Origin of the sequence: Salmonella sp. HY31, from assembly GCF_042604575.1 — a bacterium.
GTDB classification, from domain to species: Bacteria; Pseudomonadota; Gammaproteobacteria; order Enterobacterales; family Enterobacteriaceae; genus Salmonella; species Salmonella diarizonae.
Map to the genome: position 1 here is coordinate 1,111,958 of NZ_CP170479.1, position 20,910 is coordinate 1,132,867.

Annotated in this window: 18 protein-coding genes and 1 pseudogene; 16 read left to right on the plus strand and 3 right to left on the minus strand. The window is 53.5% G+C overall.

Going from position 1 to position 20,910, the window contains the following annotated elements:
• Positions 1–22: 22 nt before the first annotated feature.
• The 13 genes and pseudogenes from bamA (at position 23) to tilS (ending at position 16,636) form a co-directional block, all read left to right on the plus strand.
• Positions 23–2,440, plus strand: coding sequence for an outer membrane protein assembly factor BamA (gene bamA, locus ACE15A_RS05150; protein ID WP_053508744.1), 2,418 nt, complete (start codon positions 23–25; stop codon positions 2,438–2,440).
• A 122-nt stretch (positions 2,441–2,562) separates the two neighbouring features.
• Positions 2,563–3,048, plus strand: a complete 486-nt coding sequence (gene skp, locus ACE15A_RS05155) for a molecular chaperone Skp (RefSeq protein WP_053508742.1) — start codon at positions 2,563–2,565, stop codon at positions 3,046–3,048.
• Between the two features lie 3 nt (positions 3,049–3,051).
• Positions 3,052–4,077 (plus strand): UDP-3-O-(3-hydroxymyristoyl)glucosamine N-acyltransferase, encoded by a 1,026-nt coding sequence (gene lpxD / locus ACE15A_RS05160; protein ID WP_001139265.1) that lies wholly within the window; start codon positions 3,052–3,054, stop codon positions 4,075–4,077.
• Between the two features lie 105 nt (positions 4,078–4,182).
• Positions 4,183–4,638 carry a 3-hydroxyacyl-ACP dehydratase FabZ gene (gene fabZ / locus ACE15A_RS05165; RefSeq protein ID WP_000210741.1) on the plus strand — a complete coding sequence of 152 codons (456 nt, stop codon included), beginning with the start codon at positions 4,183–4,185 and terminating at the stop codon, positions 4,636–4,638.
• A gap of 3 nt (positions 4,639–4,641) precedes the next feature.
• Entirely contained in the window at positions 4,642–5,430 is a 789-nt protein-coding gene (gene lpxA, locus ACE15A_RS05170) for an acyl-ACP--UDP-N-acetylglucosamine O-acyltransferase (RefSeq protein ID WP_053508740.1), read from the plus strand.
• Positions 5,430–6,578: a lipid-A-disaccharide synthase gene (lpxB, locus tag ACE15A_RS05175; RefSeq protein ID WP_053508738.1), complete on the plus strand. Its 1,149-nt coding sequence runs from the start codon at positions 5,430–5,432 to the stop codon at positions 6,576–6,578. The genes lpxA and lpxB overlap by 1 nt, the downstream gene beginning before the upstream one ends.
• Entirely contained in the window at positions 6,575–7,171 is a 597-nt protein-coding gene (gene rnhB / locus ACE15A_RS05180; protein WP_053508736.1) for a ribonuclease HII, read from the plus strand. Before lpxB ends, rnhB begins: the two co-directional genes overlap by 4 nt.
• A 23-nt stretch (positions 7,172–7,194) precedes the next feature.
• Positions 7,195–10,677: a DNA polymerase III subunit alpha gene (gene dnaE, locus ACE15A_RS05185; RefSeq protein ID WP_129382375.1), complete on the plus strand. Its 3,483-nt coding sequence runs from the start codon at positions 7,195–7,197 to the stop codon at positions 10,675–10,677.
• Positions 10,678–10,689: 12 nt separating this feature from the next.
• Positions 10,690–11,649, plus strand: a complete 960-nt coding sequence (accA, locus tag ACE15A_RS05190) for an acetyl-CoA carboxylase carboxyl transferase subunit alpha (protein ID WP_053508731.1) — start codon at positions 10,690–10,692, stop codon at positions 11,647–11,649.
• Positions 11,650–11,832: 183 nt separating this feature from the next.
• The gene (locus ACE15A_RS05195; RefSeq protein WP_053508729.1) at positions 11,833–12,612 is read left to right on the plus strand and encodes a hypothetical protein; all 780 of its coding nucleotides are present in this window, start codon (positions 11,833–11,835) and stop codon (positions 12,610–12,612) included.
• A gap of 76 nt (positions 12,613–12,688) precedes the next feature.
• Positions 12,689–14,830: pseudogene (gene ldcC / locus ACE15A_RS05200) on the plus strand (lysine decarboxylase LdcC).
• 55 nt (positions 14,831–14,885) lie between these two features.
• Positions 14,886–15,275 carry a VOC family protein gene (locus ACE15A_RS05205; protein ID WP_053508727.1) on the plus strand — a complete coding sequence of 130 codons (390 nt, stop codon included), beginning with the start codon at positions 14,886–14,888 and terminating at the stop codon, positions 15,273–15,275.
• A 62-nt stretch (positions 15,276–15,337) separates the two neighbouring features.
• Positions 15,338–16,636, plus strand: a complete 1,299-nt coding sequence (tilS, locus tag ACE15A_RS05210; protein ID WP_053508725.1) for a tRNA lysidine(34) synthetase TilS — start codon at positions 15,338–15,340, stop codon at positions 16,634–16,636.
• A 42-nt stretch (positions 16,637–16,678) separates the two neighbouring features.
• Here the strand turns inward: tilS and rof are convergent, their stop codons facing one another.
• Both rof and ACE15A_RS05220 read right to left on the minus strand, forming a co-directional pair.
• The gene (gene rof / locus ACE15A_RS05215; protein WP_000062326.1) at positions 16,679–16,939 is read right to left on the minus strand and encodes a Rho-binding antiterminator; all 261 of its coding nucleotides are present in this window, start codon (positions 16,937–16,939) and stop codon (positions 16,679–16,681) included.
• On the minus strand, positions 16,926–17,126 hold the full coding sequence (locus ACE15A_RS05220; RefSeq protein WP_001518678.1) for a YaeP family protein: 201 nt from the start codon (positions 17,124–17,126) through the stop codon (positions 16,926–16,928). Before ACE15A_RS05220 ends, rof begins: the two co-directional genes overlap by 14 nt.
• A gap of 196 nt (positions 17,127–17,322) precedes the next feature.
• Between ACE15A_RS05220 and ACE15A_RS05225 the strand changes: the two genes are divergently transcribed.
• Genes ACE15A_RS05225 through nlpE form a run of 3 tightly spaced genes read left to right on the plus strand, consistent with a single transcriptional unit; the run spans position 17,323 to position 19,020 of the window.
• Positions 17,323–17,868, plus strand: a complete 546-nt coding sequence (locus ACE15A_RS05225; protein WP_053508723.1) for a YaeQ family protein — start codon at positions 17,323–17,325, stop codon at positions 17,866–17,868.
• The gene (gene arfB / locus ACE15A_RS05230) at positions 17,865–18,287 is read left to right on the plus strand and encodes an alternative ribosome rescue aminoacyl-tRNA hydrolase ArfB (RefSeq protein ID WP_053508721.1); all 423 of its coding nucleotides are present in this window, start codon (positions 17,865–17,867) and stop codon (positions 18,285–18,287) included. Before ACE15A_RS05225 ends, arfB begins: the two co-directional genes overlap by 4 nt.
• Positions 18,288–18,318: 31 nt before the next feature.
• Positions 18,319–19,020 (plus strand): envelope stress response activation lipoprotein NlpE, encoded by a 702-nt coding sequence (gene nlpE, locus ACE15A_RS05235; RefSeq protein ID WP_053508719.1) that lies wholly within the window; start codon positions 18,319–18,321, stop codon positions 19,018–19,020.
• A 73-nt stretch (positions 19,021–19,093) separates the two neighbouring features.
• Here nlpE and proS read toward each other — a convergent pair whose 3' ends face one another.
• Complete coding sequence (proS, locus tag ACE15A_RS05240; protein ID WP_053508717.1) at positions 19,094–20,812, minus strand: proline--tRNA ligase; 1,719 nt, start codon at positions 20,810–20,812, stop codon at positions 19,094–19,096.
• Positions 20,813–20,910: the final 98 nt, after the last annotated feature.

The window sequence follows — 20,910 nt, forward strand, 5'->3', positions numbered from 1 at the left end:
TTAGGAAGAACGCATAATAACGATGGCGATGAAAAAGTTGCTCATAGCGTCGCTGCTGTTCAGCAGCGCCACCGTATACGGTGCTGAAGGGTTCGTAGTGAAGGACATTCATTTCGAAGGCCTGCAGCGAGTCGCCGTTGGTGCGGCTCTCCTCAGTATGCCGGTGCGCACAGGCGACACGGTTAATGATGAAGATATCAGTAACACCATTCGCGCTCTGTTCGCCACCGGCAACTTTGAGGACGTCCGCGTCCTGCGCGATGGTGATACCCTTCTGGTTCAGGTAAAAGAACGTCCGACCATTGCCAGCATCACTTTCTCCGGTAACAAATCGGTGAAAGACGACATGCTCAAGCAAAACCTCGAAGCGTCTGGCGTACGTGTTGGCGAGTCGCTGGATCGCACCACGCTGTCTGATATCGAAAAAGGGCTGGAAGACTTTTACTATAGCGTAGGTAAATACAGCGCCAGCGTTAAGGCGGTTGTAACGCCGCTACCGCGCAACCGTGTTGATCTTAAACTGGTGTTCCAGGAGGGCGTATCGGCGAAGATCCAACAGATCAACATCGTCGGTAACCATGCCTTTAGCACCGAAGAACTCATTTCTCATTTCCAGTTGCGTGACGAAGTGCCGTGGTGGAACGTCGTTGGCGATCGTAAATATCAGAAGCAGAAGCTGGCGGGCGACCTTGAAACCTTGCGCAGTTACTATCTGGATCGCGGCTACGCGCGTTTCAATATTGACTCTACGCAAGTGAGTCTGACGCCGGATAAGAAAGGGATCTACATCACCGTCAATATCACCGAAGGCGATCAGTACAAGCTTTCCGGGGTTCAGGTGAGCGGTAACCTGGCCGGGCATTCCGCTGAAATTGAGAACCTGACGAAAATTGAACCGGGCGAGCTCTATAACGGCACCAAAGTGACCAAAATGGAAGATGACATCAAAAAGCTTCTCGGTCGCTATGGTTACGCCTATCCGCGCGTGCAGTCACAGCCTGAAATTAACGACGCCGACAAGACCGTTAAATTACGCGTTAACGTCGATGCCGGTAACCGTTTCTACGTGCGTAAGATCCGTTTTGAAGGCAACGATACCTCAAAAGATTCCGTTCTGCGCCGTGAAATGCGTCAGATGGAAGGGGCGTGGCTGGGCAGCGATCTGGTCGACCAGGGGAAAGAGCGTCTGAACCGTTTGGGTTACTTTGAAACCGTTGATACCGATACGCAGCGCGTTCCGGGCAGCCCGGATCAGGTGGATGTGGTCTACAAGGTGAAAGAGCGTAATACCGGTAGCTTCAACTTCGGTATTGGCTACGGTACAGAAAGCGGCGTTAGCTTCCAGGCCGGCGTTCAGCAGGACAACTGGTTAGGTACAGGCTATTCCGTGGGGATTAACGGAACCAAAAACGACTACCAGACCTACAGCGAACTGTCCGTTACTAACCCATACTTTACCGTTGACGGCGTGAGCCTCGGTGGTCGTATCTTCTATAACGACTTCCAGGCGGACGATGCGGATCTGTCCGACTATACCAACAAGAGTTACGGTACGGATGTAACGCTTGGCTTCCCCATCAACGAGTACAACACGTTGCGCGCGGGCGTAGGGTATGTGCATAACTCCCTGTCCAATATGCAGCCTCAGATAGCGATGGACCGTTATCTTGAGTCGATGGGACATGATGACAGCAGTAGCTTTGCTGCAGATGACTTCACCTTTAACTACGGCTGGACCTACAATAAATTGGACCGTGGCTATTTTCCGACGGATGGCTCAAGAGTTAACCTGACGGGTAAAGTGACAATTCCGGGGTCTGATAATGAATACTATAAAGTGACATTGGATACCGCGACCTATGTACCAATCGATAACGATCACAAATGGGTAGTTCTGGGTCGTACGCGCTGGGGGTATGGGGATGGAATCGGTAGTAAAGAGATGCCGTTCTATGAAAACTTCTATGCTGGGGGCTCAAGTACTGTGCGTGGTTTCCAGTCTAATACCATTGGTCCGAAAGCGGTCTATAAATCTGGTGCACACTCGGGTGATGGAGATAACTACGAAGATTGCTCCCGTACTGATGGTGGGGTATGTGATTCAGACGATGCGGTAGGGGGTAACGCCATGGCGGTCGCTAGCCTGGAATTTATCACGCCGACGCCATTTATCAGCGAGAAATATGCTAATTCGGTGCGTACTTCCTTCTTCTGGGATATGGGTACCGTCTGGGATACAAACTGGCAAGACACTAGCCAGACTCGGGCTGCTGGTGTGCCGGACTACAGTGATCCAAGCAACATCCGTATGTCCGCGGGTATCGCATTACAATGGATGTCCCCATTGGGGCCGTTGGTCTTCTCCTACGCCCAGCCGTTTAAAAAGTACGATGGAGACAAAGCTGAGCAGTTCCAGTTTAACATTGGTAAAACCTGGTAATTGTTCACTGCAAAGGAATGCATTGGTAGTGTAGCGATGACTTTTGGCGATGCCTTCAGGGATCGCCAGGCCACGCAAAGAGCTGTACCTTCGGGTGCAAATGGGATGGTAAGGAGTTTATTGTGAAAAAGTGGTTATTAGCTGCAGGTCTTGGTTTGGCGATGGTAACGTCCGCACAGGCTGCTGACAAAATTGCAATCGTCAACATGGGTAATCTGTTCCAACAGGTTGCGCAGAAGACGGGTGTATCCAATACACTGGAAAACGAGTTTAAAGGCCGTGCGGCTGAACTGCAAAAAATGGAAACCGATCTGCAATCCAAAATGCAGCGTCTGCAATCCATGAAGGCAGGCAGCGATCGTACTAAGCTGGAAAAAGACGTGATGTCTGAGCGCCAGACTTTCGCGCAAAAAGCGCAGGCTTTTGAGAAAGATCGCGCTCGTCGCTCCAACGAAGAACGCGGTAAACTGGTGACTCGTATCCAGACTGCGGTGAAAAAAGTGGCTAACGACCAGAGCATCGATCTGGTGGTAGACGCGAACACCGTTGCTTACAACAGCAGCGATGTGAAAGACATCACCGCTGACGTACTGAAACAGGTTAAATAAGTAATGCCTTCAATTCGACTGGCTGACTTAGCAGAACAGTTGGATGCAGAATTACACGGTGATGGCGATATCGTCATCACCGGCGTTGCGTCCATGCAATCTGCAACAACAGGCCACATTACGTTTATGGTGAATCCTAAGTACCGTGAACACTTAGGTTTATGCCAGGCTTCTGCGGTTGTGATGACGCAGGACGATCTTCCGTTCGCAAAAAGCGCAGCGTTAGTCGTGAAAAATCCCTATCTGACGTACGCGCGCATGGCGCAAATTTTAGACACCACGCCGCAGCCCGCGCAGAATATCGCGCCAAGCGCAGTGATTGATGCGACGGCAACGCTGGGTAGCAATGTTTCAGTCGGCGCGAATGCGGTAATTGAATCTGGCGTACAACTGGGCGATAACGTGGTTATCGGCGCAGGCTGTTTCGTCGGAAAAAATAGCAAAATCGGGGCGGGTTCACGCTTGTGGGCGAACGTAACGATTTACCACGACATTCAGATCGGTGAGAATTGCCTGATCCAGTCCAGTACGGTGATCGGCGCGGATGGTTTTGGTTACGCTAACGATCGTGGCAACTGGGTGAAGATCCCGCAACTGGGCCGGGTCATTATTGGCGATCGTGTCGAGATCGGCGCTTGTACCACCATTGACCGTGGCGCGCTGGATGATACTGTTATTGGCAACGGCGTGATTATTGATAATCAGTGCCAGATTGCACATAACGTCGTGATTGGCGACAATACGGCAGTTGCCGGTGGCGTCATTATGGCGGGTAGCCTGAAGATTGGCCGTTACTGCATGATTGGCGGCGCCAGCGTGATCAATGGGCATATGGAAATATGCGACAAAGTCACGGTAACTGGCATGGGTATGGTGATGCGTCCCATCACGGAACCGGGCGTCTACTCCTCAGGCATTCCGCTGCAACCCAACAAAGTATGGCGTAAAACTGCTGCACTGGTGATGAACATTGATGATATGAGCAAGCGTCTCAAAGCGATTGAGCGCAAGGTTAATCAACAAGACTAACGTTTCGCCTTGTAGTTGCCATTCTTTTCCGGCCTGTCACATTCATACGATTGCGGCAGGCCGTGTTATTATTGCCTTTTTGTATATTTGGACAGGAAGAGTATTTTGACTACTAACACTCATACTCTGCAGATTGAAGAGATTTTAGAGCTTCTGCCGCACCGTTTTCCGTTTTTACTGGTCGATCGCGTGCTGGACTTTGAAGAAGGGCGTTTTCTGCGTGCGGTGAAAAATGTCTCCGTCAACGAGCCGTTTTTCCAGGGGCATTTCCCGGGCAAACCAATTTTGCCAGGCGTATTGATTCTGGAAGCGATGGCGCAGGCAACTGGTATTCTGGCGTTTAAAAGCGTCGGTAAACTGGAGCCCGGTGAGCTGTATTATTTCGCGGGTATTGATGAAGCGCGCTTTAAGCGTCCGGTTGTGCCAGGCGATCAGATGATCATGGAAGTCACTTTCGAGAAAACGCGTCGTGGCCTGACCCGCTTTAAAGGGGTTGCGCTGGTCGACGGTAAAGTTGTGTGCGAAGCAACCATGATGTGTGCTCGTAGCCGGGAGGCCTGATTCGTGATTGATAAATCCGCCTTTATTCATCCTACCGCCATTGTGGAAGACGGCGCTGTACTTGGCGCTAATGTCCACATTGGTCCCTTTTGTATTGTTGGGCCGCAGGTCGAAATTGGTGAGGGAACCGTACTGAAGTCTCATGTGGTCGTGAATGGTCAAACCAAAATCGGCCGCGACAACGAGATTTATCAGTTTGCCTCCATCGGCGAAGTGAACCAGGATCTGAAATATGCTGGTGAGCCGACCCGTGTAGAAATTGGCGATCGTAACCGCATTCGCGAAAGCGTCACCATTCATCGTGGTACAGTGCAGGGCGGTGGGCTGACGAAGGTGGGTAGCGATAATCTGCTGATGATCAATGCGCATGTCGCACATGATTGTACGGTAGGTAATCGCTGTATCCTCGCCAACAACGCCACGCTGGCAGGGCACGTATCAGTCGATGATTTTGCGATCATCGGCGGTATGACGGCAGTTCATCAATTCTGCATTATCGGTGCGCATGTGATGGTCGGCGGCTGCTCCGGCGTAGCGCAGGATGTTCCTCCATATGTGATTGCGCAGGGTAACCATGCGACGCCGTTCGGGGTAAATATCGAAGGGTTGAAGCGTCGCGGCTTTAGCCGTGAAGGGCTGGTAGCGATTCGTAATGCCTATAAGTTGTTGTATCGCAGTGGTAAAACGCTCGACGAAGCGAAGCAGGAAATCGCTGAACTTGCTGAAAAGCATCCGGAAGTGAAGGCGTTTACCGAGTTCTTTGAGCGTTCAACGCGCGGTCCGATTCGTTAATGGTGGCACAGCGTCCTTTAACGATTGCTCTGGTCGCCGGCGAAACGTCCGGCGATATTCTTGGCGCAGGCTTAATTCGTGCGCTGAAAGCGCGCGTACCCAACGCCCGTTTTGTGGGCGTTGCGGGGCCGCGTATGCAGGCTGAAGGGTGTGAAGCCTGGTACGAAATGGAAGAACTGGCGGTCATGGGCATTGTTGAAGTGCTCGGACGTTTACGCCGCTTGCTGCGTATCCGCGCCGATCTGACCCGCCGTTTTACCGAACTCAAGCCCGATGTCTTTGTCGGGATTGATGCCCCTGATTTCAACATTACCCTCGAAGGTAATCTGAAAAAGCAAGGGATCAAGACCATTCATTATGTCAGCCCGTCCGTGTGGGCCTGGCGACAGAAACGCGTTTTCAAAATAGGCAGATCCACCCATATGGTGCTGGCTTTTCTGCCTTTCGAAAAAGCGTTTTACGATAAATTTAACGTCCCGTGCCGCTTTATCGGTCACACCATGGCGGATGCAATGCCGCTGGACCCGGATAAAAATGCGGCGCGCGACGTGCTGGGTATCCCGCATAACGCTCATTGTCTGGCGTTACTGCCGGGCAGTCGTGGCGCGGAAGTGGAAATGCTCAGCGCCGATTTCCTGAAAACCGCACAATTGCTGCGACAGCGCTATCCCGATCTGGAAGTGGTAGTGCCGCTGGTGAACGCGAAACGCCGCGAACAGTTTGAAAAAATTAAAGCGGAGGTTGCGCCGGATCTCGCCGTTCATTTGCTGGACGGGATGGGCCGTGAAGCGATGGTTGCCAGCGATGCGGCACTGCTGGCTTCCGGTACAGCGGCGCTGGAATGCATGCTGGCAAAATGCCCGATGGTGGTGGGATATCGTATGAAGCCCTTCACTTTTTGGCTGGCGAAACGTTTGGTGAAAACCGAGTATGTTTCTTTGCCTAACCTGCTGGCGGGAAGAGAATTAGTCAAAGAGCTGTTGCAGGAGGAGTGCGAACCGCAAAAACTCGCCGAAGCGCTGTTGCCGCTACTGGCGAACGGTAAAACCAGCCATGCGATGCACAACACCTTCCGTGAACTGCATCAGCAGATCCGCTGTAATGCCGATGAGCAGGCGGCAGATGCCGTTCTGGAGTTAGCACAATGATCGAATTTGTTTATCCACACACCCATTTAGTGGCGGGTGTGGATGAAGTGGGCCGTGGCCCGCTGGTGGGCGCAGTAGTGACCGCCGCCGTGATCCTCGATCCGGCTCGCCCGATCGTCGGTCTGAATGATTCCAAAAAATTGTCTGAAAAGCGTCGTCTGGCGTTGTATGACGAGATTAAAGAAAAGGCGTTAAGCTGGAGTCTGGGGCGCGCGGAGCCGCATGAAATTGATGAACTGAATATTTTGCACGCTACAATGCTTGCGATGCAGCGTGCTGTCGCCGGTCTGCATATTGCGCCAGAGTATGTGCTGATCGACGGCAATCGCTGTCCGGATCTGCCGGTGCCGGCAATGGCCGTGGTGAAAGGCGATAGCCGCGTGGCGGAGATTAGCGCGGCCTCTATTCTGGCGAAAGTCACCCGTGACGCCGAAATGGCGGCGCTGGATATCGTTTTTCCTCAGTATGGCTTTGCGCAACACAAAGGCTATCCAACCGCTTTTCATCTGGAAAAGTTGGCACAGTATGGCGCGACGGCGCACCACCGACGCAGCTTTGCGCCTGTTAAACGCGCTCTCGGACTTGCGTCCTGATTCTTGTATCGAGAAATCTGAAGATGTCTGAACCACGTTTCGTCCACCTGCGGGTGCACAGCGACTACTCTATGATCGATGGGCTGGCGAAGACCGGGCCGCTGGTGAAAAAGGCGGCCTCATTAGGTATGCCTGCGCTGGCGATCACCGATTTTACTAACCTCTGCGGTCTGGTGAAGTTCTACGGAGCGGGTCATGGTGCGGGCATTAAACCCATCGTCGGGGCGGACTTTAACGTTCACAACGAACTGTTGGGAGATGAACTGACTCACCTGACGGTACTGGCGGCGAATAATACGGGATACCAGAACCTGACGCTGCTGATCTCGAAAGCGTATCAGCGCGGCTACGGTGCGGCAGGTCCGATTATCGATCGCGACTGGCTGGTAGAGCTTAAAGAAGGTTTGATCCTGCTTTCCGGCGGGCGCATGGGTGATGTAGGCCGCTGTTTGCTACGCGGCAACCAGGCTCTGGTGGAGGAGTGCGTTGCCTTCTATGAAGCGCATTTTACCGATCGCTATTTTCTGGAACTGATCCGCACCGGCAGACAGGACGAAGAGACGTACCTGCATGCCGCGGTCGAACTGGCTGAAACTCGCGGTTTGCCGGTTGTCGCGACGAACGATGTCCGTTTCCTTGAAAGCGATGATTTTGACGCCCATGAAATTCGTGTCGCGATCCACGACGGTTTCACGCTTGACGATCCTAAGCGTCCGCGCAATTACTCGCCGCAGCAATATATGCGCAGCATCGACGAGATGTGCGACCTGTTTGCCGATATTCCGGAGGCGCTGGAAAATACGGTGGAGATTGCCAAACGCTGCAACGTAACGGTGCGTCTGGGTGAATATTTCCTGCCACAGTTCCCGACTGGCGATATGACCACCGAAGATTATCTGGTCAAAAAGTCGAAAGAGGGGCTGGAAGAGCGTCTGGCTTTCCTGTTCCCGGACGAAGAAGAGCGCAAAAAGCGTCGCCCGGAATATGACGAGCGTCTGGATATTGAACTGCAGGTTATCAACCAGATGGGGTTCCCTGGCTACTTCCTCATCGTGATGGAGTTTATCCAGTGGTCAAAAGATAACGGTGTGCCGGTAGGGCCTGGACGTGGTTCCGGGGCCGGTTCGCTGGTGGCCTACGCGCTGAAAATTACCGACCTTGATCCGCTGGAATTTGACCTGCTGTTCGAACGTTTCCTGAACCCGGAACGTGTCTCTATGCCTGACTTCGACGTTGACTTCTGTATGGAGAAACGCGACCAGGTGATTGAGCACGTCGCGGACATGTACGGGCGTGATGCGGTATCGCAAATTATCACCTTCGGTACGATGGCGGCGAAAGCCGTTATCCGCGATGTGGGCCGCGTGCTGGGGCATCCGTACGGTTTTGTCGATCGTATCTCTAAGCTGGTGCCGCCCGATCCGGGAATGACGCTGGCAAAAGCCTTTGAAGCGGAACCGCAACTGCCGGAAATTTACGAGGCGGACGAAGAGGTCAGAGCGCTGATTGATATGGCGCGTAAGCTTGAAGGCGTCACTCGTAACGCCGGTAAGCACGCCGGCGGCGTGGTGATCGCGCCGACCAAAATTACCGACTTTGCGCCGCTGTACTGCGATGAAGAGGGCAAGCATCCGGTTACCCAGTTTGATAAAAGCGACGTGGAATATGCCGGGCTGGTGAAGTTCGACTTCCTCGGCTTACGTACGCTGACCATCATCAACTGGGCGCTGGAGATGATCAACAAGCGGCGCGAGAAGAACGGCGAGCCGCCGCTGGATATCGCCGCTATTCCGCTCGACGATAAAAAAAGCTTCGACATGCTGCAACGCTCGGAAACCACGGCGGTCTTCCAGCTTGAATCGCGCGGCATGAAAGATCTGATCAAACGTCTGCAGCCGGACTGCTTTGAAGATATGATCGCGCTTGTGGCCCTGTTCCGTCCCGGTCCGTTGCAGTCGGGGATGGTAGATAACTTTATCGACCGTAAGCACGGTCGTGAAGAACTCTCTTACCCGGACGTTCAGTGGCAGCATGAAAGCCTGAAGCCGGTACTGGAGCCGACCTACGGCATCATTCTGTATCAGGAACAGGTGATGCAGATTGCCCAGGTACTTTCCGGGTATACTCTCGGCGGCGCGGATATGCTGCGTCGTGCGATGGGTAAGAAAAAGCCGGAAGAGATGGCCAAACAGCGTTCCGTTTTTGAAGAGGGCGCGAAAAAGAACGGTATCGACGGCGAACTGGCGATGAAAATCTTTGACCTGGTGGAGAAATTCGCCGGTTACGGGTTTAACAAATCGCACTCGGCCGCCTATGCGTTGGTTTCTTACCAGACGCTATGGCTGAAGGCGCACTATCCGGCTGAATTTATGGCGGCGGTGATGACTGCCGATCTGGACAACACCGAGAAAGTCGTCGGCCTGGTGGATGAGTGTTGGCGGATGGGGCTGAAAATTCTGCCGCCGGATATTAACTCCGGGTTGTACCATTTCCACGTTAACGATGAGGGCGAGATCGTCTACGGCATCGGCGCGATCAAAGGCGTTGGCGAAGGGCCGATCGAAGCGATCATCGACGCGCGTAATCAGGGCGGCTATTTCCGCGAACTGTTTGATCTGTGCGCGCGGACCGATACCAAAAAACTCAACCGCCGGGTGCTGGAAAAGCTGATCATGTCCGGGGCGTTCGACCGGCTGGGTCCGCACCGTGCCGCGCTGATGAACTCATTGGGCGATGCGCTGAAAGCCGCCGACCAGCATGCCAAAGCGGAAGCTATCGGTCAGGCGGATATGTTCGGCGTACTGGCGGAAGAGCCGGAGCAAATTGAACAATCCTATGCCAGCTGCCAGCCGTGGCCGGAGCAGGTGGTATTGGATGGGGAGCGCGAAACGTTGGGGTTGTACCTGACGGGCCACCCCATCAATCAGTATTTAAAAGAAATTGAGCGCTATGTCGGCGGGGTAAGGCTCAAAGACATGCATCCGACAGAACGTGGTAAAGTCACCACGGCTGCGGGGCTCGTGATTGCCGCAAGGGTTATGGTCACCAAGCGCGGCAATCGTATCGGCATCTGTACGCTGGATGACCGTTCCGGGCGTCTGGAAGTGATGTTATTTACCGACGCGCTGGATAAATACCAGCAGTTGCTGGAAAAAGACCGCATACTTATCGTCAGCGGACAGGTCAGCTTTGATGACTTCAGCGGGGGGCTTAAAATGACCGCCCGCGAAGTGATGGATATTGACGAAGCTCGCGAAAAATACGCTCGCGGGCTTGCTATCTCGCTGACGGACAGGCAAATTGATGACCAGCTTTTAAACCGACTCCGTCAGTCTCTGGAACCCCACCGCTCGGGGACCATTCCAGTACATCTCTACTATCAGAGGGCGGATGCGCGTGCGCGACTGCGTTTTGGCGCAACGTGGCGTGTCTCTCCGAGCGATCGTTTACTTAACGATCTGCGTGGCCTCATTGGTTCGGAGCAGGTGGAACTGGAGTTTGACTAATACAGGAATACTATGAGTCTGAATTTCCTTGATTTTGAACAGCCGATAGCAGAGCTGGAAGCGAAAATCGATTCTCTGACTGCGGTAAGCCGCCAGGATGAGAAACTGGATATTAATATCGATGAAGAAGTCCATCGCCTGCGCGAAAAAAGCGTAGAACTGACGCGCAAAATCTTCGCCGATCTCGGCGCATGGCAGGTAGCCCAACTGGCGCGCCATCCGCAGCGTCCGTACACCCTGGATTATGTCCGTCTGGCGTTTGATGAGTTTGATGAGCTGGCGGGCGATCGCGCCTATGCTGATGACAAAGCTATCGTCGGTGGTATCGCGCGTCTGGAAGGGCGACCGGTGATGATTATTGGTCATCAAAAAGGCCGTGAAACCAAAGAAAAAATTCGTCGTAACTTTGGGATGCCAGCGCCGGAAGGCTACCGCAAAGCGCTGCGTTTGATGGAGATGGCCGAGCGCTTCAACATGCCGATCATCACCTTTATCGATACGCCAGGCGCTTACCCAGGCGTGGGTGCGGAAGAGCGCGGTCAGTCTGAAGCTATCGCCCGCAACCTGCGCGAAATGTCGCGTCTGAACGTGCCCATTATCTGTACCGTGATTGGCGAAGGCGGTTCCGGCGGCGCATTGGCGATTGGCGTGGGCGATAAAGTGAATATGCTGCAATACAGCACCTATTCCGTTATCTCTCCGGAAGGTTGCGCTTCCATTTTGTGGAAAAGCGCCGACAAAGCGCCATTGGCCGCTGAAGCGATGGGCATCATCGCGCCGCGTCTGAAAGAACTGAAGCTTATCGACTCCATCATTCCGGAGCCGCTGGGCGGCGCGCACCGCAACCCGGAAGTGATGGCGGCATCGCTGAAAGCACAACTGCTGGAAGACCTGGCCGATCTGGACGTGCTGAGTAAAGACGACCTGAAAAACCGTCGTTACCAGCGTCTGATGAGCTACGGTTACGCCTAGTCGCTCCTCATTTTTCACAAAAGGGCCGCTTTGTCGGCCCTTTTTTCGTTTATAGCCTGCTGATGCCGAAATGATGTCACGCTGATGTTTGATGATTAGCGTTCGTCTACCGCTCCCCTGAAACTGCGCCTACTGCCCGCATTTGCGCCGGCAGTCTGTTAACGATATTCAAGGAGAATTAGGATGGCATTACGGAAAACAATGGCCTTAAGCGCGGTCGCCGCCGGAATTGTGTTGAGTATGGCTGGGGCACACGCGGCCTCTTTATTGAGCGCCAGCGAACCGGCAACCATGAAAGCCAGCGAACTTGCGGCAAAAGAAAAAGCCCTGACCAATTTCCCGTTAATGAACGCGGTAAAGTCGTCTATTGCCACGCTGCCGAACAGTGAAGTGGAACTGATTTCCCCGGGACGCGTCGCTAACCCGGCAAACGTAAAACGCGTCGAAAGTATGCTTAAAGAGAGCGACTGGGATTATCTGTTCCCGATGCGCGCGCCGGAATATACCTACAGCAACTTCCTGAAGGCCATCGGTAAATTCCCGGCGGTCTGCGGAACCTATACCGACGCGAATGGCGACAAGCTTACTTATACCTGGATGTCGCAGGACGGCAAAACGCTGAGCGGCCAGGATAAAGCCGTTGTGATTTTCAATGCGCCTGATGTCACTCAGGACACCCAGTATGTGGTGAATCTGACCGTTAGCGACGGTACGCTCTCCAGCACCGCAGTTTATACGCTGAATGTGAAAGCGAAGGCCGCCGCTGCGGATGACGAAGATAAGACCACCAGCTACCCTGCCTGGAGCAGCAGCCAGAAATGGATTCCAGGCGATATCGTCAACAGTAATGGCGCGTTGTACCAGTGCAAACCGTTCCCGGCGGGCTCATGGTGTAATGTTGCGCCAGCTTACTATGAGCCCGGCGTAGGAATTGCCTGGGCCGATGCATGGAGCGCATTGTAATAAGATAAATCCTGTCGGTGCTCTGCATCGGCAGGATTGCTACTATGCTTATCTCAGGTTTTTTTCAGGAGAAAGCATGAACATCATCGCCATTATGGGGCCGCACGGGGTTTATTATAAAGATGAACCCATCAAGGAGCTTGAGCGTGCATTACAATCCCTGGGATTTCAAATTATCTGGCCGCAAAATAGCGTTGATTTGTTGAAGTTTATTGAACATAACCCACGCATTTGCGGCGTTATTTTTGACTGGGATGAATACAGCCTCGACCTTTGTAGCGAAATCAATCAGCTAAATGAATACCTTCCCCTCTACGCTTTTATCAATACCAACTCGACGTTGGACGTTAGCGTTTACGATATGCGCATGGCGCTGTGGTTTTTTGAGTATGCGTTGGGGCAGGCCGAAGATATAGCGACGCGCATTCATCAATATACAAACGAATATCTCGATAATATTACGCCGCCGTTTACCAAAGCGCTGTTTACCTACGCTAAAGAAGGAAAATATACCTTTTGTACGCCGGGTCATATGGCGGGTACGGCGTATCAGAAAAGCCCGCCAGGCTGTCTGTTTTATGACTTTTTTGGCGGCAATACCTTAAAAGCTGATGTGTCGATTTCGGTGACTGAACTGGGGTCACTGCTGGATCACACCGGGCCGCATCTGGAAGCGGAAGAGTATATCGCCCGTACTTTTGGCGCCGAGCAGAGTTACATGGTGACGAACGGTACGTCGACCTCGAATAAAATTGTCGGTATGTATGCCGCGCCTGCGGGAAGTACGTTGCTTATTGACCGTAATTGCCATAAATCGCTGGCGCATTTGCTGATGATGAGCGATGTGGTGCCTCTCTGGCTAAAGCCGACGCGCAATGCGCTCGGCATTCTCGGCGGTATTCCTAAGCGTGAGTTCACCCGTGACAGTATTGCGCGTAAGGTGGCGGAAACCGAGCAGGCGCAGTGGCCGGTTCATGCGGTTATCACCAATTCTACTTACGATGGTCTGCTGTATAACACTAACTGGATCAAGCAGATACTGGACGTTCCCTCGATCCATTTTGATTCCGCCTGGGTACCCTATACCCATTTTCATCCGATCTACTAGGGGAAAAGTGGGATGAGCGGCGATCGGGTGCCCGGAAAAGTGATTTTCGAAACGCAATCCACCCATAAAATGCTGGCGGCTTTTTCGCAGGCGTCGCTTATTCATATCAAAGGGGAATATGACGAAGAGACGTTTAACGAAGCGTTTATGATGCACACCTCTACATCGCCGAGCTATCCCATTGTCGCCTCTATCGAGACTGCGGCGGCGATGCTGCGCGGTAACCCGGGGAAAAGATTGATTAATCGTTCGGTGGAACGGGCGCTCCATTTTCGTAAAGAGGTACAGCGGTTACGTGAAGAGTCCGATAGCTGGTTCTTTGATATCTGGCAGCCGGGAGAGGTTGATGAGGCCGAATGCTGGCCGGTAGCGCCGGGAAAAACATGGCACGGCTTCACCGATGCTGATGACGATCATATGTTCCTCGATCCGGTTAAGGTGACAATCCTGACGCCGGGAATGGATGAACAGGGCAACATGAGCGAAGAGGGGATACCTGCCGCGCTGGTGGCGAAGTTCCTCGATGAGCGAGGCGTGGTGGTGGAAAAAACCGGGCCGTATAATCTGCTGTTTTTGTTCAGCATAGGGATTGATAAGACCCGTGCGATGGGGCTGCTGCGCGGACTGACGGAATTTAAACGGGCCTACGATCTTAACCTGCGCGTCAAAAATATGTTGCCGGATCTGTATGCGGAAGATCCTGATTTTTATCGCAACATGCGCATTCAGGATCTGGCGCAGGGGATCCATAAACTGATCCGCCAGCACGATCTTCCGGGGCTGATGTTGCGGGCGTTCGAGGTTTTACCGGAGATGATCATGACACCGCACCAGGCCTGGCAGCGTCAGATCAAAGGCGAGGTGGAAACCGTGGCGCTCGATCAACTGCCAGGGCGCGTTTCCGCAAATATGATCCTGCCTTATCCGCCAGGCGTTCCGCTGTTGATGCCCGGCGAGAGGATCACGCAACAGAGTCGGGCCGTGCTCGATTTTCTGCTGATGCTATGTTCGATTGGTCAGCATTATCCCGGTTTTGAAACGGATATTCACGGCGCGAAGCGGAATGAAGATGGGGTGTACCAGGTACGAGTCTTAAAACACGCCTGTTAGCTTGCCTGACGGGAATGTGGCGAGTAACGTACTGATAATCAATAAAGGAGACGCTATGCTGGGATTAAAACAGGTTCATCACATCGCGATCATTGCGACAGACTATGTGGTGAGCAAGGCGTTTTATTGCGATATTCTGGGATTCGAGCTGATAAGCGAAGCCTGGCGGGAAGAGCGTGACTCGTGGAAGGGCGATTTGGCGCTAAACGGGCAGTATGTGATTGAGCTTTTCTCTTTTCCCTTCCCTCCGGCGCGTCCAAGCCGACCTGAAGCCTGCGGCCTGCGCCATCTGGCTTTCAGTGTGGAAAATGTAGAAAACGCCGTTGCGCATCTGGAAAAGCATCAGGTTAAGTGCGAACCGATACGCGTCGATCCGTATACCGGGAAGCGCTTTACTTTTTTCAACGATCCGGACGGTTTGCCGCTTGAGCTGTATGAGCAGTAAGACTTGTCATTAAGGCGCTAGCCAGGTAACGTTGCCGGGCAAAGTCACTATAAGCACGAACCATGACCACTCTCACGCTGAATACTTCGTTACTCTCTTCTCGCCGTATTCTGGCCGCCTTTAGCGGCGGCCTGGATTCTACGGTGCTTTTGCATCAACTGGTGTTGTGGCGAGAACGTCATCCTGACGTCACGCTGCGTGCTATCCATATTCATCACGGTTTAAGCCCTCATGCTGATAGTTGGGTGCGGCATTGCGAAACCGTATGCGAACGCTGGCAGGTTCCGCTGGTAGTAGAGAGGGTGACTCTGGCGGATAATGGCCTGGGTATCGAGGCCCATGCGCGTGAAGCGCGCTACCGGGCGTTCGCACAGACGTTATTGCCTGGCGAAGTGCTGGCAACCGCGCAGCACCGTGACGATCAGTGTGAAACATTCCTGCTGGCGTTAAAGCGCGGTAGCGGTCCGGCCGGACTTTCCGCGATGGGAGAACGCTCGCCTTTTGCCGGAACTCAGCTTCTTCGCCCGCTGTTGAGAGAAACGCGGGAGACGCTGGAACAGTGGGCTGTGTGTCATGACTTATGCTGGATCGAAGATGAAAGCAATCAGGATGATGCCTACGATCGCAATTTTTTACGCCTGCGCGCGCTTCCGCTCTTGCAGCAGCGTTGGCCGCATTTCTCTGCGGCGGTAGCCCGTAGCGCGGCGCTCTGCGCCGAGCAAGAAAGGCTGCTGGACGAACTTTTGGCCTGCGAGCTTACGGACTGTATCACGGCGCGGGGAACATTGCGGCTCTCTCCATTAATGTCGATGAGCGATGTACGGCGGGCGGCGATTCTGCGTCGCTGGCTGGCGACGCGTAATGCGCCGATGCCCTCTCGCGACGCGCTGGAGCGTATCTGGCAGGAAGTAGCGCTGGCGCGCGACGATGCCTCTCCCTGTTTACGTTTTGGCGATCGCGAGATTCGCCGTTATCAGTCACAACTGTGGTGGATTAAATCCGTGGCCGGACAAAGCGAAACGACGGTCGCCTGGCCCGTCTGGCAAACACCGCTGGCGCTGCCTGCCAGCTTAGGGACGGTACAGCTCGTTCCTGGCGGCGAACTGCGCCAGCCGCGAGAGGAAGAATCCGTCAGCATTCGTTTTAAGGCGCCAGGGGGGCTACACATTGTGGGACGTCACGGCGGACGTAAGCTGAAGAAAATCTGGCAGGAGCTGAATGTGCCTTCCTGGCGGCGCGATACCACGCCGCTGCTGTTTTATGGCGATACGCTGATTGCGGCGGCGGGGTACTTTGTCACCCATGACGGGCTGGCGAATGACGAAGACGGTGTGGCGTTACTGTGGCGAGAAGAAGCATAAAATGCCGGATAGCGGCGAAAATGCCTTATCCGGCCGCAGGATTCAGGATTCGCTGACCACCACTGTACCAATTTCCGGGTGGCTGAAACTGGCGATTTTATCGAGACGAAGCTCACGAGACTCGCCGGAAACCTCGGCAAGCAGATATTCCACGTTTTTACGTAATATCAAATCGTTCGCTTTTGCCTGCAAAATCTCGCCATCTTTTAACGTTAGCGTCAGTATTAAATGATGCATGCAGGCAAGCTCAAGACTATCGTAGTCATCGCAATTAATGGGTTGATACGTTTCATTCATTGACATAATCGCTCACCAGTAAGTTCGCGGCAGCATAAGCTGCCTTTTCCCTGACCGACTCTGAAAGGGCGCTATCTGCCGCCACTTCATTAAGCACTTTCAATACACAACCCAGCGCATCCGGGACATACCCTAAGTCTCCGCTGGCGATTTCCGCATACCGCTTGCGTACTAACTCACAATATTTTTCCACACGCCCTCCTGTCAGCATTCTGACTTAACCGTGGATGCAAGTCTAAGCCTACGAAGTTAAATCCTGTTTAGCAAGGTGACTATACCATACTCATTTACGCAATATCAGCGCCTGACGCGAGTGAGTAAAAGATTCGTTAACAGCCTTTTAGCGCGGTTTTCGCTACAATGGATGCCTGATTCGAAAGGAGTTTCTCATGGCGCTTAAAGCGACAATTTATAAAGCCGTCGTCAATGTGGCTGACCTTGATCGCAACCAGTTTCTGGATGCGGCATTGACGCTGGCGCGTCACCCTTCTGAAACGCAGGAGCGTATGATGCTGCGCCTGTTGGCATGGATAAAATATGCTGATGAGCGGTTGCAGTTTACGCGCGGACTTAGCGCGGAAGATGAGCCGGAGGCCTGGCTGCGCAACGATCATCTGGGCATCGATCTCTGGATAGAGCTGGGACTGCCGGATGAGCGCCGTATTAAGAAAGCCTGTACTCAAGCGGGCGACGTCGCGCTCTTTGCTTATAACTCCCGGGCGGCGCAAATCTGGTGGCAGCAGCATCAAAGCAAGTGTGCGCAGTTCGCTAACCTGTCCGTCTGGTATCTGGATGACGGACAACTGGCGCAGCTCAGTGAATTTGCCGATCGTACCATGACGCTACAGGCGACAATTCAGGACGGCGCAATCTGGCTTTCTGATGCTCGGAATAATCTGGAAATACAGCTTACCACCTGGCAACAGCCCTCATGATTGCCATCTCCCGGACGGTCTCCATAGACGATAATGAGCTGGAAATTACGGCCATTCGCGCGCAGGGCGCGGGTGGCCAGCACGTGAATAAGACCTCTAGCGCGATTCATTTGCGCTTTGACATTCGGGCCTCTGGCCTGCCAGAGTATTATAAACAGCGTTTGCTGACGGCCAGCCACCATCTGATAAGCCATGATGGCGTAATTATCATTAAGGCGCAGGAGTACCGGAGCCAGGAGCTCAACCGGGAAGCGGCTATCGCCAGGCTGGTTGCCGTCATAAAAGAATTAACCGCGGAGCAGAAAAGCCGTCGCGCAACTCGCCCGACGCGTGCCTCGAAAGAGCGCCGCTTGTCCTCGAAGGCGCAAAAATCTTCTGTAAAGGCGCTTCGCGGTAAAGTTCGTCGTCCACTGGATTGACGGGCAGGAATAGCAATTTCATAAGGATTTCATGGTGAGAACAGCAATATTGTCAGTAGCGGCAGCCTGTACGCTATTTGCATTGATAGGGTGTAATAACCGTGCGGAAGTTGACGCCCTGCAACCTGCGCAGGCGGCGGAATTAAAACCCATGCAGCAAAGCTGGCGCGGCGTGCTGCCCTGTGCGGATTGTGAAGGTATTGAAACGTCACTGTTTCTGGAAAAAGATGGCACATGGGTGATGAACGAGCGCTATCAGGGCGTTCGCGAAGAACCTTCCTCTTTTGCGTCATACGGTACCTGGGCGCGGACGGCGGATAAACTGGTGTTAACCGACAGCAATGGCGAGAAATCGTATTATCGCGCAAAAGGCGATGCGCTGGAGATGCTCGACAGAGAAGGCAATCCGGTGGCTTCGCCGCTTAATTATACGCTTGAGCCTGTTACCGCCAGCCTGCCGGTAACGCCAATGCCGCTGCGTGGTATGTATGTATATATGGCCGACGCGGCGACCTTTACCGATTGCGCGACCGGAAAACGGCTCCCTGTCGCCAGTAACGCCCAGCTTGAGCGCGGCTATCTGGCGGCTAAAGGCGAAGCGGAAAAACCGGTGCTGCTGACGGTAGAAGGGCATTTTGTTTTTGCCGCGAATCCGGACACGGGCGAGCCGGTAAAAATGCTAATAGCCGATAAAAATGCGAAGTTTGCGCCAGGTAAAGATTGCACTCACTAATAAAAGGCCTCGCATGGTGCGAGGCCTTTACATATCTGCCGGATGGCGCCGGACAATCCCAACAAGATGCCGTTTAGCCTTTAATGGCCTTGACCAGATAGTCAACGATATCGCCGGTTTTAATCAGCGATTTTTCACCGCTACGACGGTATTTATACTCAATATCGTCGTTATCCAGGTTACGATCGCCAATCACGATAGTATGTGGAATACCAATCAGTTCCATATCGGCAAACATCACGCCCGGGCGCTCTTTACGGTCGTCCATCAGCACTTCAATGCCCTGCGCGCGCAATTCGCTGTACAGCTTTTCCGCCAGCTCCTGCACACGGAAGGATTTGTGCATATTCATCGGCAGAATAGCGACCTGGAAAGGCGCAATGGCGTCAGGCCATACAATGCCGCGCTCGTCAAAGTTCTGCTCGATAGCCGCGGCAACGACGCGTGTTACACCAATACCGTAGCAGCCCATTGTCAAAGTCTGGTTACGACCATCTTCACCCTGAACGGAGGCTTTCAGCGCTTCTGAATACTTGGTACCCAACTGGAAGATGTGCCCCACTTCGATACCGCGTTTGATAAGCAACGTTCCCTGACCATCCGGACTCGGATCGCCGGCGACTACGTTACGGATGTCGGCAACAATAGGCGTCGCCACATCACGATCCCAGTTAATGCCAAGGTAGTGTTTACCGTCGATGTTAGCGCCAGCGGCGAAATCGCTCATGGCGGCAACGGTACGATCGATGATGACCGGAATCGGCATATTGACCGGGCCGAGGGAGCCCGGACCGGCGTTAATCACGGCGCGAATCTCTTCTTCGGTAGCGAAGGTGAGCGGGCTGGCAACGTGCGGTAGTTTTTCCGCTTTAACTTCATTCAGTTCATGATCGCCGCGAACCAGCAGAGCCACCAGCGGAGACTTGCTGTCTTTCACCGCTTTAACCAGCAGTGTTTTTACCGTTTTTTCAATTGGCAGGTTGAACTGTTCCACCAGCTCCGCGATGGTTTTGGCGTTTGGCGTATCGACCAGAGTCATTTCCTGCGTCGCCGCTGCGCGCGGCGCTTGCGGCGCGATAGCTTCTGCCAGTTCGATGTTAGCCGCGTAATCAGAAACATCAGAGAAAACGATATCGTCTTCACCGCTTTGCGCCAGCACCTGGAACTCATGTGAGGCGTTGCCGCCGATAGAACCGGTATCGGCCTGTACCGCGCGGAAATCCAGCCCCATACGGCTGAAGATACGGCTATACGCGGCGTACATGGCGTCATAGGTTTCCTGCAACGATTCCTGAGAGGTGTGGAAAGAATAAGCATCTTTCATCAGGAATTCGCGCGAACGCATCACGCCAAAGCGCGGACGCACTTCATCACGGAATTTGGTCTGGATTTGGAAGAAGTTCAGCGGCAATTGCTTATAAGAGCTGAGTTCATTACGCACCAGATCGGTGATAACTTCTTCGTGGGTCGGGCCGAGTACGAACGGACGCTCGCCACGGTCGACAAAACGCAGCAGTTCCGGACCGTACTGTTCCCAACGACCACTCTCTTGCCACAGGTCGGCTGGCTGAACGACTGGCATCGACACCTCGATAGCACCGGCGTTGTTCATCTCTTCACGCACGATGTTTTCGACTTTTTTCAGGACGCGCAGACCAGTCGGCAGCCAGGTATATAACCCGGAGGCGAGCTTGCGGATCATCCCGGCGCGCAGCATCAGCTGGTGGCTGATAACCTCGGCATCGGCAGGTGTCTCCTTCAGAGTGGAGAGCAGGTATTGGCTAGTACGCATGTTGTTACGGTTCCAGTTGAACGATCGAACAGGCTCAATGTGAGCCTGATACAAAAAAAGTGATTTAGTTTACCAGTGTGCAAGGGATGTCAAAAGAG

What these genes read in the sequence shown, in the direction of transcription:
- bamA (WP_053508744.1), top strand. Translation starts at nt 23, where the DNA reads ATGGCGATGAAAAAGTTGCTCATAGCGTCGCTGCTGTTCAGCAGCGCC.
- lpxD (WP_001139265.1), top strand. Translation starts at nt 3,052, where the DNA reads ATGCCTTCAATTCGACTGGCTGACTTAGCAGAACAGTTGGATGCAGAA.
- lpxB (WP_053508738.1), top strand. Translation starts at nt 5,430, where the DNA reads ATGGTGGCACAGCGTCCTTTAACGATTGCTCTGGTCGCCGGCGAAACG.
- rnhB (WP_053508736.1), top strand. Translation starts at nt 6,575, where the DNA reads ATGATCGAATTTGTTTATCCACACACCCATTTAGTGGCGGGTGTGGAT.
- dnaE (WP_129382375.1), top strand. Translation starts at nt 7,195, where the DNA reads ATGTCTGAACCACGTTTCGTCCACCTGCGGGTGCACAGCGACTACTCT.
- accA (WP_053508731.1), top strand. Translation starts at nt 10,690, where the DNA reads ATGAGTCTGAATTTCCTTGATTTTGAACAGCCGATAGCAGAGCTGGAA.
- ACE15A_RS05195 (WP_053508729.1), top strand. Translation starts at nt 11,833, where the DNA reads ATGGCATTACGGAAAACAATGGCCTTAAGCGCGGTCGCCGCCGGAATT.
- ACE15A_RS05205 (WP_053508727.1), top strand. Translation starts at nt 14,886, where the DNA reads ATGCTGGGATTAAAACAGGTTCATCACATCGCGATCATTGCGACAGAC.
- tilS (WP_053508725.1), top strand. Translation starts at nt 15,338, where the DNA reads ATGACCACTCTCACGCTGAATACTTCGTTACTCTCTTCTCGCCGTATT.
- rof (WP_000062326.1), bottom strand. Translation starts at nt 16,939, where the DNA reads ATGTCAATGAATGAAACGTATCAACCCATTAATTGCGATGACTACGAT.
- ACE15A_RS05225 (WP_053508723.1), top strand. Translation starts at nt 17,323, where the DNA reads ATGGCGCTTAAAGCGACAATTTATAAAGCCGTCGTCAATGTGGCTGAC.
- arfB (WP_053508721.1), top strand. Translation starts at nt 17,865, where the DNA reads ATGATTGCCATCTCCCGGACGGTCTCCATAGACGATAATGAGCTGGAA.
- nlpE (WP_053508719.1), top strand. Translation starts at nt 18,319, where the DNA reads ATGGTGAGAACAGCAATATTGTCAGTAGCGGCAGCCTGTACGCTATTT.
- proS (WP_053508717.1), bottom strand. Translation starts at nt 20,812, where the DNA reads ATGCGTACTAGCCAATACCTGCTCTCCACTCTGAAGGAGACACCTGCC.